This window comes from Variovorax sp. BGA-UO-ETr-C22 (assembly GCF_059567965.1).
On sequence record NZ_JCAQPA010000011.1, the window covers coordinates 2,788,595 to 2,804,993 of the forward strand.

At 69.6% G+C, this 16,399-nt stretch carries 13 protein-coding genes; 5 read left to right on the forward strand and 8 right to left on the reverse strand.

The features are described from left to right. The first annotated feature begins 72 nt into the window (after window positions 1–72). From AC57B8_RS33330 to AC57B8_RS33345, 4 genes are read left to right on the forward strand one after another with little or no spacing between them, the layout of a single operon-like run. Complete coding sequence (locus AC57B8_RS33330; protein WP_496481999.1) at window positions 73–1,305, forward strand: acyl-CoA dehydrogenase family protein; 1,233 nt, start codon at window positions 73–75, stop codon at window positions 1,303–1,305. Further along, on the forward strand, window positions 1,302–2,273 hold the full coding sequence (locus tag AC57B8_RS33335; RefSeq protein ID WP_354347571.1) for an ABC transporter substrate-binding protein: 972 nt from the start codon (window positions 1,302–1,304) through the stop codon (window positions 2,271–2,273). Before AC57B8_RS33330 ends, AC57B8_RS33335 begins: the two co-directional genes overlap by 4 nt. Then, window positions 2,270–2,869: a cysteine dioxygenase family protein gene (locus AC57B8_RS33340; protein ID WP_496482000.1), complete on the forward strand. Its 600-nt coding sequence runs from the start codon at window positions 2,270–2,272 to the stop codon at window positions 2,867–2,869. Before AC57B8_RS33335 ends, AC57B8_RS33340 begins: the two co-directional genes overlap by 4 nt. Continuing rightward, complete coding sequence (locus tag AC57B8_RS33345; RefSeq protein ID WP_496482001.1) at window positions 2,866–4,503, forward strand: rhodanese-related sulfurtransferase; 1,638 nt, start codon at window positions 2,866–2,868, stop codon at window positions 4,501–4,503. Before AC57B8_RS33340 ends, AC57B8_RS33345 begins: the two co-directional genes overlap by 4 nt. Before the next feature lie 72 nt (window positions 4,504–4,575). Here the strand turns inward: AC57B8_RS33345 and AC57B8_RS33350 are convergent, their stop codons facing one another. The 7 genes from AC57B8_RS33350 to AC57B8_RS33380 form a co-directional block, all read right to left on the reverse strand. Beyond that, the gene (locus AC57B8_RS33350; RefSeq protein WP_062477554.1) at window positions 4,576–6,045 is read right to left on the reverse strand and encodes a DEAD/DEAH box helicase; all 1,470 of its coding nucleotides are present in this window, start codon (window positions 6,043–6,045) and stop codon (window positions 4,576–4,578) included. Between the two features lie 130 nt (window positions 6,046–6,175). Beyond that, window positions 6,176–7,066, reverse strand: coding sequence for a KPN_02809 family neutral zinc metallopeptidase (gene ypfJ / locus AC57B8_RS33355; RefSeq protein WP_496482002.1), 891 nt, complete (start codon window positions 7,064–7,066; stop codon window positions 6,176–6,178). Window positions 7,067–7,178: 112 nt separating this feature from the next. Further along, on the reverse strand, window positions 7,179–7,745 hold the full coding sequence (dcd, locus tag AC57B8_RS33360; protein ID WP_062477547.1) for a dCTP deaminase: 567 nt from the start codon (window positions 7,743–7,745) through the stop codon (window positions 7,179–7,181). Window positions 7,746–7,828: 83 nt separating this feature from the next. Then, window positions 7,829–9,115 (reverse strand): guanine deaminase, encoded by a 1,287-nt coding sequence (gene guaD / locus AC57B8_RS33365; RefSeq protein ID WP_095744216.1) that lies wholly within the window; start codon window positions 9,113–9,115, stop codon window positions 7,829–7,831. A 102-nt stretch (window positions 9,116–9,217) separates the two neighbouring features. Beyond that, the gene (locus tag AC57B8_RS33370) at window positions 9,218–10,333 is read right to left on the reverse strand and encodes a BMP family ABC transporter substrate-binding protein (RefSeq protein WP_496482003.1); all 1,116 of its coding nucleotides are present in this window, start codon (window positions 10,331–10,333) and stop codon (window positions 9,218–9,220) included. Window positions 10,334–10,466: 133 nt separating this feature from the next. Then, window positions 10,467–11,291, reverse strand: coding sequence for an SDR family NAD(P)-dependent oxidoreductase (locus tag AC57B8_RS33375; protein WP_496482004.1), 825 nt, complete (start codon window positions 11,289–11,291; stop codon window positions 10,467–10,469). Between the two features lie 104 nt (window positions 11,292–11,395). Further along, window positions 11,396–12,343, reverse strand: coding sequence for a GlxA family transcriptional regulator (locus AC57B8_RS33380; protein WP_496482005.1), 948 nt, complete (start codon window positions 12,341–12,343; stop codon window positions 11,396–11,398). A gap of 175 nt (window positions 12,344–12,518) precedes the next feature. On the opposite strand from AC57B8_RS33380, the gene AC57B8_RS33385 reads away from it, so the two are divergent. Further along, window positions 12,519–13,787 carry an MFS transporter gene (locus tag AC57B8_RS33385; RefSeq protein ID WP_495305493.1) on the forward strand — a complete coding sequence of 423 codons (1,269 nt, stop codon included), beginning with the start codon at window positions 12,519–12,521 and terminating at the stop codon, window positions 13,785–13,787. A gap of 1 nt (window position 13,788) precedes the next feature. Here AC57B8_RS33385 and AC57B8_RS33390 read toward each other — a convergent pair whose 3' ends face one another. Further along, window positions 13,789–16,320: a penicillin acylase family protein gene (locus AC57B8_RS33390; RefSeq protein ID WP_495305494.1), complete on the reverse strand. Its 2,532-nt coding sequence runs from the start codon at window positions 16,318–16,320 to the stop codon at window positions 13,789–13,791. Window positions 16,321–16,399: the final 79 nt, after the last annotated feature.

Consider the following 16,399-nt stretch of genomic DNA (forward strand, 5'->3'; position numbering starts at 1 on the left):
CAGAAAAACGAATTTGGATATGCGCGATGCATCCTTCGCGCGCTGGCAGCGGGCCTTTACCGTGCGGACACCATGAGTGCACTCCCCTTGCGCCGCGCGCCGGCCGTTCCCGACACAGACACCCCGCCCTCCGTCGATCCCGCCGTGCTGGCCCGCCTGTCGGACCAGTTCGCGTCCACGGCGGAAGACCACGACCGCAGCGGCGCCTTTCCGCGCCAGAACTTCGAGGCGCTGCAGGCGCACAGCCTGATCGGCCTCGTCGCGCCCGCCGCATACGGCGGCGGCGGTGCCACGCTGGCCACGGCGCGCCGCGTGATCGCGGCGGTGGCGCGTGGCGAGCCCGCCACCGCACTGATCCTCACCATGACCTACCTGCAGCACCAGGCGCTCGCGCGCCGCGAGAGCCGCTGGCCCGCGCACGTGCGCGAGCGCGTGGCACGCGACGCGGTGGCGCACGGCGCGCTCATCAACGCGCTGCGCGTGGAGCCCGCGCTGGGCTCGCCGGCGCGCGGCGGCCTGCCCGGCACCGTGGCGCGGCGCACGCCCGAGGGCTGGCGCATCGACGGCCACAAGCTCTACACGACCGGCATCGAGGGCCTGTCGTGGCTCGCGGTCTGGGCGCGCACCGACGAGCCCGCGCCGCGCACCGGCGTGTTCCTGGTGCCGCGCGACGCACCCGGCATCCGCGTGATCGCGAGCTGGGACCACCTGGGCCTGCGCGCCTCGGGCAGCCACGAGGTGGTGTTCGAGGACGTCGCCATTGCCGCCGACCACGCCGTCGACCTGCGCGCGCCCGCCGACTGGGCGCCCGGCGCCGGCAGCCAGACCGACATCGACGCCCATGCGGCGCAGCAGGCCTGGATGGTCGTGCTGCTGGGCAGCCTCTACGACGCCGTGGCGCACGCCGCGCGCGACTGGCTGGTCGACTTCCTGAACCGGCGCGCGCCCGGCAGCCTGGGTGCGCCGCTGGCCAGCCTGCCGCGCGTGCAGGAGCAGGTGGGCGAGATCGAGGCGCTGCTGCGCACCAACCGCGTGCTGCTCGACGACGCGGCTTCCGCGGTCGACAGCGGCCACACCCCGCACGCGACCGACAGCGGCCTGCTCAAGCACACCGTGACCACGCACGCCATCCGCGTGATCGAGCTGGCGCTGCAGCTGAGCGGCAATCACGGCCTCACGCGCCAGAACCCGCTCGAACGCCATTACCGCGACGTGCTGTGCAGCCGCATCCACACGCCGCAGAACGACGCGATCCTGGTCGCGGCGGGCCAGCGGGCGCTGCAGGCATCGGGAGCTGCAGCATGAGCGCGCTGCCAATTTCTCGCCGCGCCTGGCTCGCGCAAAGCGCCGCGCTGTCGCTGGCCACGGCCGGCCCGCTGCGCGCGATGGCGCAACCCCAGGCCACGCTGGTGCTCGGCGACCAGGCCGGCGGCCTGCGCTCGCTGTTCGAGGCCTCCAAGGCCCTCGACGACGCGCCCTTTGCCTACCGCTGGGCCAACTTCCAGGGCGCCGCGCCGCTGTTCGAGGCGCAGCGCAGCGCCGCCGTCGACACCGCGATGGCCGGCGACCTGCCGGTGCTCGCGGCGGCCGTCGGCAAGACGCCGCTGAAGATCGTCGCCACGCGCGTGGGCAAGGCCGAGTCGCTGGGCATCGTGGTGCAGCCCGACTCGCCGCTGCGCCGCGTGGCCGACCTGCGCGGCCAGACAGTGGTCGTCTCGTCGGCGCGCGGCAGCATCTCGCAGTACCAGCTCTACGGCGCGCTCGAAGAGGCCGGCGTGCGGCGCGACGAGGTCACGGTGAAGTTCGTGCTGCCCACCGACGCGGCCGCCGCGTTCGCGTCGAAGCAGATCGACGCCTGGGCCATCTTCGACCCTTACTACGCCATCGCGCTGCAGCAGGGCGGGCGCATCCTGCGCGACGGGCGCGGCATCAACACGGCGCTGGGCTTCATCACCGCGAGCGAGCATTCGCTGGCCGATGCGGCCAAGCGCGCGGCCATCGTGCAGTTCCTCGAGCGGCTCGCCCGCGCGGGCGACTGGGCGCTGGCCAACCCCGAGGCCTATGCGCAGGCCTACAGCCAGCTCACGCGGCTGCCGATTGCCTCGGCGCGCCTCATCACGGCGCGCGCCTCGGTGGCGGGGCGGCCCGTGAGCGAGGCCGACATCGCCGCGCTACAAACTGTGGCCGACCGCTCGGCGCGTGACGGTATCCTTCCCACACGCGTGGATGTGCGCGCGATCACCGACACCCAACTCTGGAAACGCCCCGCATGATTGCTCCGCTGCGCGATTTCGTCGGCGCCTTCGGCCGGCTGCTCGACAGCCGGCCCGACGAGCCGCGCATCCTGTCCGAAGGCGGCGCGCTGCTGCGCACGCTGGTGGGGCGCGACGACTGGCTGCCCGACGCCTTCGCCGTGGCCGACCCGACCTACTACCAGCAGTTTTTGCTGCACGCCGACAGCACCGAGCGCTTCTCGGTCGTGAGCTTCGTCTGGGGACCAGGCCAGGCCACGCCGATCCACGACCACACGGTGTGGGGCCTCATCGGCATGCTGCGCGGCGCCGAGTACAGCCAGCCCTACGCGCTCGACGCCGACGGCACCGCGCGGCCCCAGGGCGAGCCGGTGCGGCTCGACGCGGGCCATGTCGAGGCCGTGTCGCCCACCGTGGGCGACCTGCACCGCGTGCACAACGCGCACGCCGACCGCGTGTCGATCAGCATCCACGTGTACGGCGCCAACATCGGCGCCGTGCGCCGCCACACCTATCCGGCCGAAGGCGGGCGCAAGCCCTTCGTCTCCGGCTACTCCAACACGCTGCTGCCCAACCTGTGGGACCGCTCCGCCGAACTCCGAAACACTGCCGCATGACGACGACCACGACCGCCTCCTTTCCCCTGCTGCCCTTCGCCGCGCTGCGCGAACGGCTGATCGCGCGCGAGGAGACCGCGCTGCTCGACCTGCGCGAGGAAGACCCGTTCGCGCAGGAGCACCCGCTGTGGGCCGCCAACCTGCCGCTGTCGCGCATCGAGATCGAAGCGTGGCGACGCATTCCGCGGCGCGACACCTTCATCGTGCTGTACGGCGCGCACGACGGTGTCGATCTCGCGCCGCTGGCCGCACGCACCTTCGCCGCGCTGGGCTACACCAACGTGCACCTGCTCGACGGCGGGCTCGAAGGCTGGCGCGCGGCGGGCGGCGAGCTGTTCCGCGACGTGAACGTGCCGAGCAAGTCCTTCGGCGAGCTGGTCGAGCACGAGCGGCACACGCCCTCGCTGTCGGCGCCTGAGGTGAAGGCGCTCATCGACAGCCGCGCCGACGTCGTCGTGCTCGACGCGCGCCGCTTCGACGAATACCAGACCATGAGCATCCCCTCGGCCACCAGCGTGCCCGGCGCGGAGCTGGTGCTGCGCGTGCGCGAGCTCGCACCCGACCCGGCCACGCGCGTGATCGTGAACTGCGCGGGCCGCACGCGCAGCATCATCGGCACGCAGTCGCTCGTGAACGCAGGCATCCCGAACCCGGTGGCGGCGCTGCGCAACGGCACCATCGGCTGGAAGCTCGCGGGCCAGGTGCTCGACCACGGCGCGGGCCGGCAGGCGCCGGCTGCAGTGTCTGAGGCGAACCGCGCGCAGGCGCAAACCGATGCGCGCCGCGTGGCCGACGCCGCGGGCGTGCACCGCATCGCCCTCGACGCACTCGGCACGCTCGAGGCCCCGGGCCGCACCGTGTACCGCTTCGACGTGCGCACGCCCGAGGAATACACCGCCGGCCACCTGCCCGGCTTCGCGAGCGCGCCCGGCGGGCAGCTCGTGCAGGAAACCGACCACCAGGTGCCGGTGCGCGGCGCACGTATCGTGCTGGCCGACGACGACGGCGTGCGCGCATCGATGAGCGCCTCATGGCTCGCGCAGATGGGCTGGGAGGTGTACGTGCCCGACGCGGTGCCACCAGCCAGCGCGCTCAGCGAGACCGGCACGCCGACGTCGGCCTACCCGCCCGTCGCGGCCACGGTCGCCGAGATCGCGCCCCAAGCCTTGGCCGAGTTGCTGAAGCAGCAGCCCGCCACCGCCGTGATCGACGTGACCACGAGCGCCAACTACGTGAAGCGCCACATTCCCGGCGCCTGGTACGCGATCCGCGCGCAGCTGGCGCAGGCGATCGACAACAACGCGATCCCGTCCGCGCCGCGCTACGTATTGACCTGCGGCAGCAGCCTGCTCGCGCGCTACGCCGCAGCGGACCTGCGCACCCTGCTCGACGCGCGCGGCCAGCGCGACGTGAAGGTGCAGGTGCTCACGGGCGGCAACACCGCCTGGTTCGCCGCCGGGCTGCCGGCCGAGACCGGCGAGACCCGGCTGGCCACCGCCCGCACCGACCGCTACCGCCGGCCCTACGAAGGCACCGACGCGCCCGCCGAGGCCATGCAGGGCTACCTGGACTGGGAGTTCGGACTGGTGGAGCAACTGGGGCGCGACGGCACGCATCACTTTCGCGTGGCCTGATCGCGCGCAGCGCAGACGTAAAAAAGCCGGGCATGCCCGACTTTTTTACTTTCGCTGTCGCGCAGCCCCGGTTCAACCCGGCTCGGCCGCCTTGAACAGTGCCGCGACCTTGCGCTTGCTCTTGATGTTGCTCGAGATGCCGCGTGCGGGTGCGGCCTTGGCCGACGCTTCCCAGGCCGGGGCGGCTTCGCGTTCGCCGGATTCGTAGGGCTTGTCGAAGAACGGATCGCGCGGCGCGGACGGCGCACGGTGCGGGCGGCCACCACCGCTCATGCTGCGGCGGGTGTCGGCTTCGCGGCGTTCGCGCGGCTGGTCGAGCACGTCGCGTGCGTCGCCGGCTTCGCCTTCTTCACGCCAGTGGCGGCGTCCGTCGTTGATGCGGCCACGCGGGCGGTCTTCTTCGAACTCGACGGGTTCAAGCTCGATCTTCTTCTTGATCAGCTTCTCGATGTCGGCCACCAGGCGCGCATCGTTGCCGCCGCTGGCGAAGCTCACGGCCAGGCCCGAGGCGCCGGCACGGCCCGTGCGGCCGATGCGGTGCACGTAGTCTTCGGCGTTGAACGGGATGTCGAAGTTGAAGACGGCGGGCACGTCCTTGATGTCCAGGCCGCGGGCCGCGACGTCGGTGCACACCAAGAGGTCGACTTCGCCGGCCTTGAACGAGGCGAGCGCCTTCAGGCGTTCGTCCTGGCTCTTGTCGCCGTGCAGTGCGGTGGTACGCAGACCGTCGCGCTCCAGCGAGCGTGCGAGGCGCGCGCAGCCGAGCTTGCTGTTGACGAACACGAAGGCCTGCGTAATGCCGCGCTGCTTGACGATCTGCTTGAGCGCACGGCGCTTGTCGTCGTCGGAGACGCTGTAGAAATGCTGTTCGACGGTGGAGGCCGTTTCGTTCGGCCGCGCCACTTCGATGGTGACCGGGTTCTGCAGGTAGCTGCTGGCCAGCCGCTTGATTTCGGGCGAGAAGGTGGCCGAGAACAGCAGCGTGGTGCGCTGCTTGGGCAGGTAGCTCAGGATGCGCTGCAGGTCGGGCAGGAAGCCGATGTCGAGCATGCGGTCGGCCTCGTCGAGCACGACGTATTCGACCTGGTTGAGCACCGCGTTCTTGGCCTCGATGTGATCGAGCAGCCGGCCCGGCGTGGCCACGAGCACTTCGACGCCCTTCTTCAGCTCCAGCGTCTGGGGCTTCATGTCGATGCCGCCGAACACGACCGTGCTGCGCAGGTTGGTGTACTTGGCGTACAGCTTGACCTGTTGCGCGACCTGGTCGGCCAGCTCGCGCGTGGGCAGCAGCACCAGCGCACGCACCGGATGCCGCGCGGGCGAGGTGGAGGCGTTTTCGTGCTTGAGCATGCGCTGCAGCAAGGGCAGCGAGAACGCCGCCGTCTTGCCGGTGCCGGTCTGCGCGGCGCCCATCACGTCCTGGCCTGAAAGCACGACCGGAATGGCCTGTGCCTGGATGGGCGTCATGGTCTCGTAGCCCATTTCGGCCACGGCGCGGGCCAGCGGTTCTGCCAGCGAAAGATTGGAGAAGGACATTGTCATTGAGCCTTCTATTGTCGCACTGCCGCAAAAAACGGCAGTGACAACGAAACGACAACATCCGCGCAGGCCGAATTGCTATTTATTCAATAGCAAAGACCCCAATGAATCCGGGGATCTCGGGAGACAATCTTTACAGATTGCGCGCGTTGAAGGTGTCGCAGGACTTCATTTCACCCGTCTGGTAGCCCGTGCCGAACCAGCGTTGGCGCTGTGCACTGGAGCCGTGGGTGAAGCTGTCGGGCACCACGGCGCGGCCCGCGGAACGCTGCAGGGCGTCGTCGCCGATCTTCTGCGCGGCGTTCATGGCGGCCTCGATGTCGCCCGGGTCGAGCCACTTCTTCGACTCCTGCGAGTGGTGCGCCCACACGCCCGCGAAGCAGTCGGCCTGCAGCTCGACGCGCACGCTGATGGCGTTGTTCTGCGACTGGCTCAGGCGCCCGCGCATGCCGTCGACCTTGGCGGTGATGCCGAGTTCGTCCTGCACGTGGTGGCCGACCTCGTGCGCGATGACGTACGCCTGCGCGAACTCGCCGGGCGCGCCGAGCTGGTTCTTGAGGGTGTCGTAGAACGCCAGGTCGATGTAGACCTTCTTGTCGCCCGGGCAGTAGAACGGCCCCATGGCCGATTGCCCGGTGCCGCAGGCCGTGGGCGTGGCACCGCGGAACAGCACGAGCCGGGGCGCCTGGTAGCTGCCGCCGCTCTTGCGGAAGAGATCGGTCCAGACCACCTCGGTGTTCTTCAGCACGGTGGAGACGAAGGCCGCCTCGCGGTCGCCGGTGGGTGGCTTGGGCGCGGGGCCTTGCTGCTGTTGCTGCACCTGGACCGGGTCGCCGCCGCCGCTGAGCAGGCTCAGCACGGTGAGCGGATTGATGCCGAAGACCCAGCCCGCGATGAGCGCGACCGCGATGGTGCCGATGCCGATGCTGCGCCCGCCAAACAGGCCGCCACCACCACCGCCGCCGCCCCCACCATCACGGCGGTCTTCGACGTTGTCGGATTGTTCGTTGCCTTCCCATCTCATCGCAGTCTCCTTGCCGGCTTGCTGAACGGCGTATTTGCCGGAACGTCGCAGGATGGTACTTGGCCCGGCCGCCCGGAACGTAACCGGCGGTCAGGATGCCTGTATCAGGCTGTCAGGTCTTGGGCAGCGTGACGCCGCGCTGGCCCTGGTACTTGCCGCCGCGGTCCTTGTAGCTGGTCTCGCAGACCTCGTCGCTCTCGAAGAACAGCACCTGCGCGCAGCCTTCGCCCGCGTAGATCTTGGCGGGCAGCGGCGTGGTGTTGCTGAACTCCAGCGTCACGTAGCCTTCCCACTCGGGCTCGAACGGGGTCACGTTGACGATGATGCCGCAGCGCGCGTAGGTGCTCTTGCCCAGGCAGATGGTCAGCACGTTGCGCGGGATGCGGAAGTACTCCACGGTGCGCGCCAGCGCGAAGCTGTTGGGCGGGATGATGCAGTAGTCGCCGTGCATGTCGACGAAGCTCTTCTCGTCGAAGTTCTTCGGGTCGACCACCGTGCTGTGGATGTTGGTGAAGACCTTGAACTCGGGCGCGCACCGGATGTCGTAGCCGTAGCTCGAGGTGCCGTAGCTGATGATCTTGTGGCCGTCGTTCTCGCGCACCTGGCCCGGTTCGAAGGGATCGATCATTCCTTCGTTCTCGGCCATGCGCCGGATCCATTTGTCGCTCTTGATGCTCATATGCGCTCGCTGATGCTGCTGCGGGGGAAATCGGGGCCGAATTGTGGCATGGGCGCCTGCGCACCCTCCCCCGCAGGCGCCGCTCAGCCCGCCTGCGAAATCACCGTGCGCTCGACCAGCCGGTCGTCGCCCAGCACGATCATCGCGAACAGCAGCTCTTCGAGGTTGTTGGCCAGCGAGGTCTTGCGCGCCAGCAGCGGCGTGGCTGACGGGTTGAGCACCAGGAAGTCGGCTTCGCAGCCCGGCTGCAGGTTGCCGACCACGCCGTCGAGCCCCAGCGAACGCGCGGCGCCGCCGGTGTGGTGCCACCACAGCCGCGAGGGCGCGATGCTCAGGCCGGTCTTGGTCTGGCCCTCGCGGCCCACGTAGTACGCGGCCAGCATGGTGTGGAAGGGGCTGAAGCTGGTGCCGCCGCCCACGTCGCTGGCCAGGCCGTAGGGTTGTTCGAGGCGGTCGGCCGCGCCGAAGTCGAAGAAGCCGCTGCCCAGGAACAGGTTGCTCGTGGGGCTCACGGCGGCGGCCGTCTTCGTCTCGTGCATGAGCGCACGGTCGGTGTCATCCAGGTAGATGCAGTGGGCGTACACGGCGCGCTCGCGCAGCAGGCCGAAGTCGGCGTACACGTCCAGGTAGGAGCGCGACTTGGGGTACAGCTCGCGCGCCCACTTCACCTCGTCGCGGTTCTCGGCCACGTGCGACTGGATCCAGGTGTCGCCGTACTTCGCGGCCAGCTCGCCGGCGCCGCGCATCTGCGCGTCGGTGCTGGTGGGCGCGAAGCGCGGCGTGATGGCGTAGCCCAGGCGATCGACGTTGTGCCACTTGCGGATCAGCGCCTCGGTGTCGACCAGGCTCTGCTCGGTGTCGTCGCGCACGCCGTCGGGCGAGTTGCGGTCCTGCAGCACCTTGCCGGTGATCATGCGCAGCTGGCGGCGCTGCGCGCTCTCGAAGAAGGCGTCGACCGAGGCGACGTGCGAGGTCGCGAAGGTCAGCGACGTGGTCACGCCGTTGCGCAGCAGCTCGTCGAAGAACACGTCGGCCACCACGCGCGAGTGCGCGGGGTCGGCGAACTTGCTTTCGGCCGGGAAGGTGTAGTTCTCGAGCCAGGGCAGCAGGCCGGCGGCGGGCGCGCCGATGATGTCGGTCTGCGGGTAATGCACGTGCATGTCCACGAAGCCCGGCGCCAGGATGCGGCCCGGCAGGTGGGTGGTGTGGGCGCCGGCATGGCGCTGCGACACGTCGGCATGGCTGCCGGCGTCGAGCACGCGCTGGCGGCCGGTGCTGTCGGGGGCGACGACCAGCAGGCCGTCCTCGTCGAAGACAGGCAGGCCGGCGGCGTCGAATCGCAGGAGGGAGGCGCGGTAGGCTTTTTTCATCGTGGATGCGGAGGGTAATCCAGCCCCGGACGGCGGGAATTGCCCTGCGCGTATGAGTGCTATATGCGCAACGCTCTCTTCAGGCGGGGCAAAAGGCCACGCTCAGCGCGTCACCCGCCCCTGCACGCCCTCGGCCAGCCAGTTCATCTGCAGGATCTGTTCGACGCTCAGCTGCGCGCCCTTGGCGATCGCGACGCGGCCTTCGTTGTCGCGCACATCGGCCGCCACCGCGCGGAACGGCTGCAGCTTGCCCGCTGCGATGTCCTTCTGCCGCGCCAGCACCTCCTGCTGCACGGCCTTGGGCACCTTCGTGCCGAAGTCGCCGACGCGGATCATTCCTTCCTTCACGCCGCCCCAGAGGTTGCCGCTCTTCCAGGTGCCGTCGAGCACGGCCTTCGCGCGTTGCGTGTAGTAACCGCCCCACTGGTGCGTGACCGCGACGATCTGCGCGTCGGGCGCGATCTTGCGCATGTCGGAGTGGTAGGCCACGGCCATCTTGCCGCGCTCCTGCGCGGCGGCCATCACGGCGGTGGAGCCGGTGTGGAAGGCGAGCACGTCGGCGTTCTGGTTGAACAGCGCCATCGCCGCGTCGCGCTCCTTCGGCGGATCGAACCACTCGTTGAGCCACACCACGATCACCTTGGCCTTCGGGTTCACCGAGCGCATGCCGAGCGTGAAGGCGTTGATGCCCTGCAGCACCTCGGGAATCGGAAAGCCCGCGACGTAGCCGGCCACGTTCGTCTTCGTCATGCGCCCGGCCGCGATGCCCGCGAGGTAGCGGCCTTCGTAGTAGCGGGCGTTGGCGGTGGCGACGTTGGGCGCGGTCTTGTAGCCGGTGATCGACTCGAACTTCACGCCGGGGAAGTCCTTCGCGACCTTCAGCGTCGGCTCCATGTAGCCGAAGCTGGGCGTGAAGATCAGCTGGCTGCCCTGCTGCGCAAGGTCGCGGATCACGCGCTCGGCGTCGGCGCCCTCGGGCACGTTCTCGACGAAGACGGTGTTCACGCGGGGGCCCAGCGCGGCCTCGACGGCCTTGCGGCCTTCTTCATGCTGGCGCACCCAGCCGGCATCGGTGACCGGCGTGACATAGACAAAGCCGACCTTCAGCGCGTCCTTGGCGGGGGGCGGCTTCGGCGGCGCGGTCTGGGACAGGGCGGGAGATAAAAAGCAAGCGGCTGCCAGCGCCAGAACGGCGCGGCCCGCGAGGTTTTTGTACATGGTGGTCCTCTACATGGCCCCGGAAAAGCAAAACCCCCGCAGCAGGCCGGGACGCCCTGCTGCGGGGTGGAGATTTTAAGCGTCGGGGCTCAGCGAGCCCTGCTCGCCGCCCACAGCCACGCAGGCACAGGTGTCATGCCCGCGCCGCCCCGTTCGCCAGGTAGCGCGCGGCGGGAACCGTGCTCGACAACCGGCCCGACATCGCACGCCGCGCCGCATCGAACGCATCCCACTCTGCGAGGTCGGGCAACGCCGGAATCGTGACCTGCTCGCCCTGGTCGAGCCCCGCAAGGGCCGCGTCGACCATGTCCTGCGCCGTCATCACGATCTCCTTGGGCAGGTGCGCCATCGGCACGCCCGCAACGCCCCAGAACTCGGTGGCTGTCGCACCGGGCAGCACCGCCTGCACGCGCACGCCCTTGTCCTTCAGTTCGTGCTGCAGCGACTGGCTCAGCGCCAGCACGAAGGCCTTGGTGCCGCCGTACACGCCGTTGAGCGTCTCGGGCGAGATCGCCACGATGGAGGCGATGTTCACCAGCGTGCCGCCGCCGCGTTCGACGAAACCGGGCACGGCCGCATAGGTGAGCCGCGTGAGCGCGCTCACGTTGAGCTCGATCATGTCCTCCATCTTGTCGATGTCCGAGCCGAGCAGCGGCGCGGCGGCGCCGAAGCCGGCGTTGTTCACCAGCAGGGTGATGTCGCCGCGGGTGCGCAGCACGGCTTCCACGGACGCCATGTCCTTCCGGTCGGACAGGTCGGCCGGGAGAACCTCGACCTTGCGCCCGGTCTCGTCCGAGAGCTTCGCGGCCAGCGCGGCGAGGCGTTCGCGGTTGCGCGCCACCAGGATCAGGTCGAAGCCGCGCCGCGCGAGACGGTCCGCATACACGGCGCCGATGCCCGACGACGCGCCGGTGATGAGGGCCGTGCCCTTGTTCGGATTTGCTTGGGTTGCAGTCATGGAGTTTCCTTCGTCGCCACGGATGCGTGGCCGTGGGGAGAAGTTTCTTCCTGCAAGGCGATGGCGTAAATGTCATATAAACCACCTTTCAGGACATGCACTGCTCAAGCCGCCGCGGCCTCCCGCCGGGCCACGCGGCGCACGCTCTGGGGCGGATGCCCCAGCGTGCGCAGGAAGGCGCGGCGCATGCGCTCGGGGTCGCCGAAGCCTGTTTCACGCGCGACCACGCCGAGCGCGAGGCTGCCTTCGTCGATCAGCGCGCGTGCCGCCTCCACGCGCAGGTTCTCGACCGCATGCGCCGGCGACTGCCCGGTCTCGGCCTTGAAGGCGCGGCTGAACTGGCGCGGGCTGAGGTGCGCGACCTCGGCCAGTTCGTCCACCGACAGCGTCTCGCGCAGGTTGGCGCGCGCATGCACCAGCGCCTTCTGGATGCGGTCGGACTTGGGCGCCAGTTCGAGCAGCGCGGAATGCTGCGACTGCCCGCCCGCGCGGCGGTGGTACACGACCAGCTTCCTCGCCGCGAACCGTGCCGCCTCCACGCCGAGGTCTTCCTCCACCAGGGCCAGCACGAGGTCGATGCCCGCCGTCATGCCGGCCGAGGTCCACACCGGCACGTCGTTGATGAAGATGCGGTCGGGCTGCACCTTGACGGCGGGATGGCGCTTCTGCAGTTCGCCCGCAAAGGACCAGTGCGTGGTCGCCCGGCGTCCGTCGAGCAGGCCCGCATCCGCCAGCCCGAAGGCGCCGGTGCAGATGCTGGTCACGCGGCGCGCGTTGCGCAGCCCCGCGCGCAGGAAGCGGCACATCTTCTCGGACGTGGGCGCGATGAAGAGCGCGCCGCTCATCACCAGCGTGTCGAACTTCCCCGTGCCGAAGCGCTTGCTGTCGGTGACCACGCCCGACGAGCTGGTCACGGGACCGCCCTCTTCCGACAGCAGCTCGACCTGGTAGACCTGCTTGCCGGCATGGAGGTTCGCGAGCTCGAACGCGGCAATGGCAGCGAGGTCGAGGATCTGGAAACCGGGGAAGACGAGCATGCCGATGCGTTTCATGGCCATGTCCTGAAAAGAGGGTTGTTCAAGGTAGCAGACGCAAGGCTAGACCAACCCGTCCCACCGTGCCAGCGGAAGGGATACGGCCTGCGCCCTTCCCGCGCCGCGATGGGTGCCCCCACCAATCGGCAAGCGCCAGCCCGCGCGGGTCGTCCCACAATGGGCGTTCCCCACCATGACCAACCCGACGACAACGACAACAGGCGCCCCTGCAGCCGAACCGGGCGCCCACGCACACTGGCAGCGCAACCTCGCCGTCTGCATGTTCGGCTCCTTCACGACCATCATCGCGATGACGCTGCTGCTGCCCTTCCTGCCGCTGTACGTCGAGCAGCTTGGTGTGAAGGACCACGCGGCCATCGTGCAGTGGTCCGGCGCGGCCTATGGCGCCACTTTCCTGAGCGCCGCGCTGGTCGCGCCGCTGTGGGGCCGGCTGGCCGACCGCTACGGGCGCAAGCCGATGCTGATCCGCGCGAGCCTCGGCATGGCCGTGGCGATGGCACTGATCGGTCTGGCGGCCAACGTGTGGCAGCTCGTGGGCCTGCGGCTGCTGGCGGGGCTGCTCGGCGGGTACGCCTCGGGCTCGATGGTGCTGGTCGCCACGCAGACGCCCAAGGACCGCACCGGCTGGGCGCTGGGCACGATGTCGTCGGCCATCATGGCGGGCAACCTCGTGGGGCCGCTGGTGGGTGGGGTGCTGCCGCCGCTGGTCGGCATCCGCAACACCTTCTTCGCGGCGGGCGCGATGATCTTCATCGCCTTTCTCGCGACGGCCTTTCTCATCCGTGAAGAGAAGAAGGCGCCTTCCGCATCGAAGCAACGCGGCGCCTCCGACGACACCGGCTGGGCCGCCGTGCCCGACAAGCGCCCGCTGGTCGCGATGCTCTTCACCGGCATGCTGCTGATGCTGGCCAACATGTCGATCGAGCCGATCATCACGGTCTACGTCGCCACGCTGCTCGACGACCCGCAGCGCGTGACGATGATGGCCGGCCTCGTGATGTCGGCCGCCGCGCTCGGCAGCATCCTCTCGGCCTCGCGGCTGGGCAAGCTGGCCGACCGCGTGGGGCACTGGAACGTGATCGTCGGGTGCCTCGCGGTGTCGGCGCTGCTGCTGGTGCCGCAGGCCTTCGTCACGGCAGGCTGGCAGCTGGTGGCGCTGCGCTTCCTGATGGGGCTGTCGCTCGGCGGGCTGCTGCCCTGCATCGCGAGCGTGATCCGCCACAACGTGCCCGAGCGCGTGGCCGGCAACATGCTGGGCTACTCGACCTCGGCGCAGTACGCGGGCCAGGTGGCGGGCCCGCTGCTGGGCGGCTTCGTGGGCGGGCACATCGGCATGCGCGCGGTGTTCCTCGGCACCTGCGTGCTCATGGCCGCAGGCGCCGGGTGGAACTGGCTCGCGCAGCGCGCGGCCGCGTCCACCACGGCGCCCGCTACTCGCTGATCTACTCGCTGACGACGGCGCTGCGGTAGGCCGCGTCGCCCTTGATCTCCGCTTCGGAGAACGGCACCTTCAGCCACTGCCCCGCGCTGTAGGCCCGGGTGTAGTCGGCGTTGTGCGCCGAGGCCGGGTCATCCGACAGCGAGAACGTCAGGAAGGTGTGCGCCTCAACGCCGCCCTCGGGGAAACGCACGATCTGCATGTAGCTGTTGCCGTTCGGGTTGCCGTCCATGGTGTAGCCGCCCTTGTCCAGACGGTTCTCGGAGCACGCGATGGTGAAGTAGCCCGGGCCGTGGCAGCCGCCGTACAGCGGGATCTTCTGGCCGCCGCGCGTGGCGAACAGGTAGTCGCCGCGCTGTGCATCGAGTGCGAAGCCGCTGGCCTCCACGCGCGCGACGGCCGCGCCGAAGGCCTGCTGCAGGGCACTCGCGGCGCCTGCCTTCAGGTCACGCGGCGTGTGGATCGGATCGCTCGCGCTGAACGGCACGTTGTAGAGCGTGGCCGCGGATTGCAGCGACGCGCGGTTCCAGAACTCGTCCCAGATGTGCGCGCCGCGCGCGCCGATCGTGCCCGTGTTGTTCCAGGCCTTGAGCACCGCGCAGGCCGGGCCGGTGTCCACGTCGCGCCCGATGGCGGCGCCGCCTTGCGGATCGGTCGCCACGTTGATCGTCGGCGTCGCGCACACCATGGCCAGCGCCTGGTCCTTGAACAGTTCAGCCGTCAGCACGCGGCTGTTGAGCACCATCTGCTTGACGGTCTCGGGCGTGGCCGCCTTGCCGGCGTAGCTGTCGGTGCCGTCGATGCGCGCCTGCGCCATCAGGTTGCCCAGGCGCGTGCGGAAGCTCACGGCCTCCGTGCCCGCGGGCCCCATGATGGCCGGGTAGCCGGTCATCGGCGCCTTCGGGTTCGCGAGCCAGTAGCTGTCGTTCGAGTTCTCGACGTAGTCGTCGCGCAGCAGGCTCGGCAAGCGAGCCGCGCCGATGGCGCCCTTCTGCGCCGAGTCGGCATCGGTCTGCCAGTCGCATTCGCTCTTCGAGCCGTCGAAGAAGGGCACGCGCGGCAGCGAGGCGCCGGCCGCCGCGCCCAGCGGCGTCGTGCAGCTGGCCACCTGGGCGGGCGACACGTTGGGAATCGCGCCGATGTCCGCATACCAGGCCTTGGCCGCGCCGCGGCCCACGGCCACGGTGTTGACCCACGGAATGGCCGCTTCCTCGCGCTGGATGGCAATGAACTCATCGAGCGACTTGGCCTGGTTCCAGCGCAGCCAGTTCTTGAAGGTGCGGTAGTTCTCGCCGTTGATGTCGCGGATCGCGAAGGCCGTGGTCTGGCTCCAGGCGAACGGCGCACCGAAGGTCGTGAGGTTGACCATCGGCCCGTACTCCGACTTGTAGAGCGTGCGCGTCACCGGCGCCACGCTGCCGTCGGTCTGCTTCACGTTGACGGTGATGTTGAGCGCCTGCATCTTCACGGGCTTGCCGTCGCGCATGTAGCTGGTCGGGTCGCCCGCCGCGAGCTTCAGTTCGTAGAAGCCGAAGCGGCGCGCGGTCGACACCGTGTGGCTCCACGCGATGTTGTCGTTGAAGCCGATGAGGATCACCGGAATGCCGAGGAACGAGGTGCCGCTGATGTTGAGCTGGCCCGGAATCGTGAGTTGCGCCTGGTAGAAGCGGTCCGGCCCGCGCCAGTACCAGTGCGGGTTGCCGAAGAGCAGCGGGCTGCTGTCACCGGTGGCGGCGGTGCCGAAGCCGATCATGTTGCTGCCCACGCCCTCCTTGCCGCCGACCTGCAGCTCGGGCACGTTGACGAGCGCCGCCACCTGCAGCGAGGCCTTCTTCGCGCCGCCGCGCGCAGCCATCTTGGTGGGCGCCGCCGGTGCGGGTGCGATCGCATTGGCGATGTTCGCCAGGAAGTTGCTGTAGCCGCCCGCGAGGTTGGCCGCGTACATGCGGCGGTAGATGTCCTCGGCCGTGATGGGCTTCACCCAGGCTTCGTTGCGGCAGGCCTGGTGCGCCGTGCCGCCGGCCTTCACGTCGCGCACGTAGCGGTTGTAGCCAGCGGCGAAGCCCTCGACCAGCTGCTTCAGGTTGTCGGGCTGGGCCGCGATCATCTTCGCGAGCACGTCGGCCGAGATCACCTGCTTGTGGAAGAAGTCGGAGTCGATGTTCTTCGGCCGCGCGATGGTGCTGCTGGCCACGAGCTGCGCATCGCCGCCGAGGTACTGCGAACGCTCGCCGCGGTAGGTGAGGAAGGAGTCGGCCATCGTGCACAGGTCGTCTTCCGCCTGCGCAAAACCGTAGCCGTAGCCCACGCCGGGCCAGTTGTCGGCCTTGATGTGCGGCACGCCCAGGGCGGTGCGGCGGATCTCGGCCTTGTAGCTGCCTTCGGCCGGCGGGTTGGTGGGCGGGTTGCCGCCGATGGGAAAGAACGGGAACCCGTTGCCGCCTCCACCACCGCCACCGCAGGCGGTGAGCGTGGTCGCTGTGACCAACGCGAGCAGGGACAGCGGCATGGCGCCGCGCGAGGATGTCTGTCTCATGGATGTCTCCGGTTGATGCTCTCTTGATGGAGCACCGCCAGCTTAGGCAGGCAGGCCGGCTGCGGCTTGAACGCAGCCG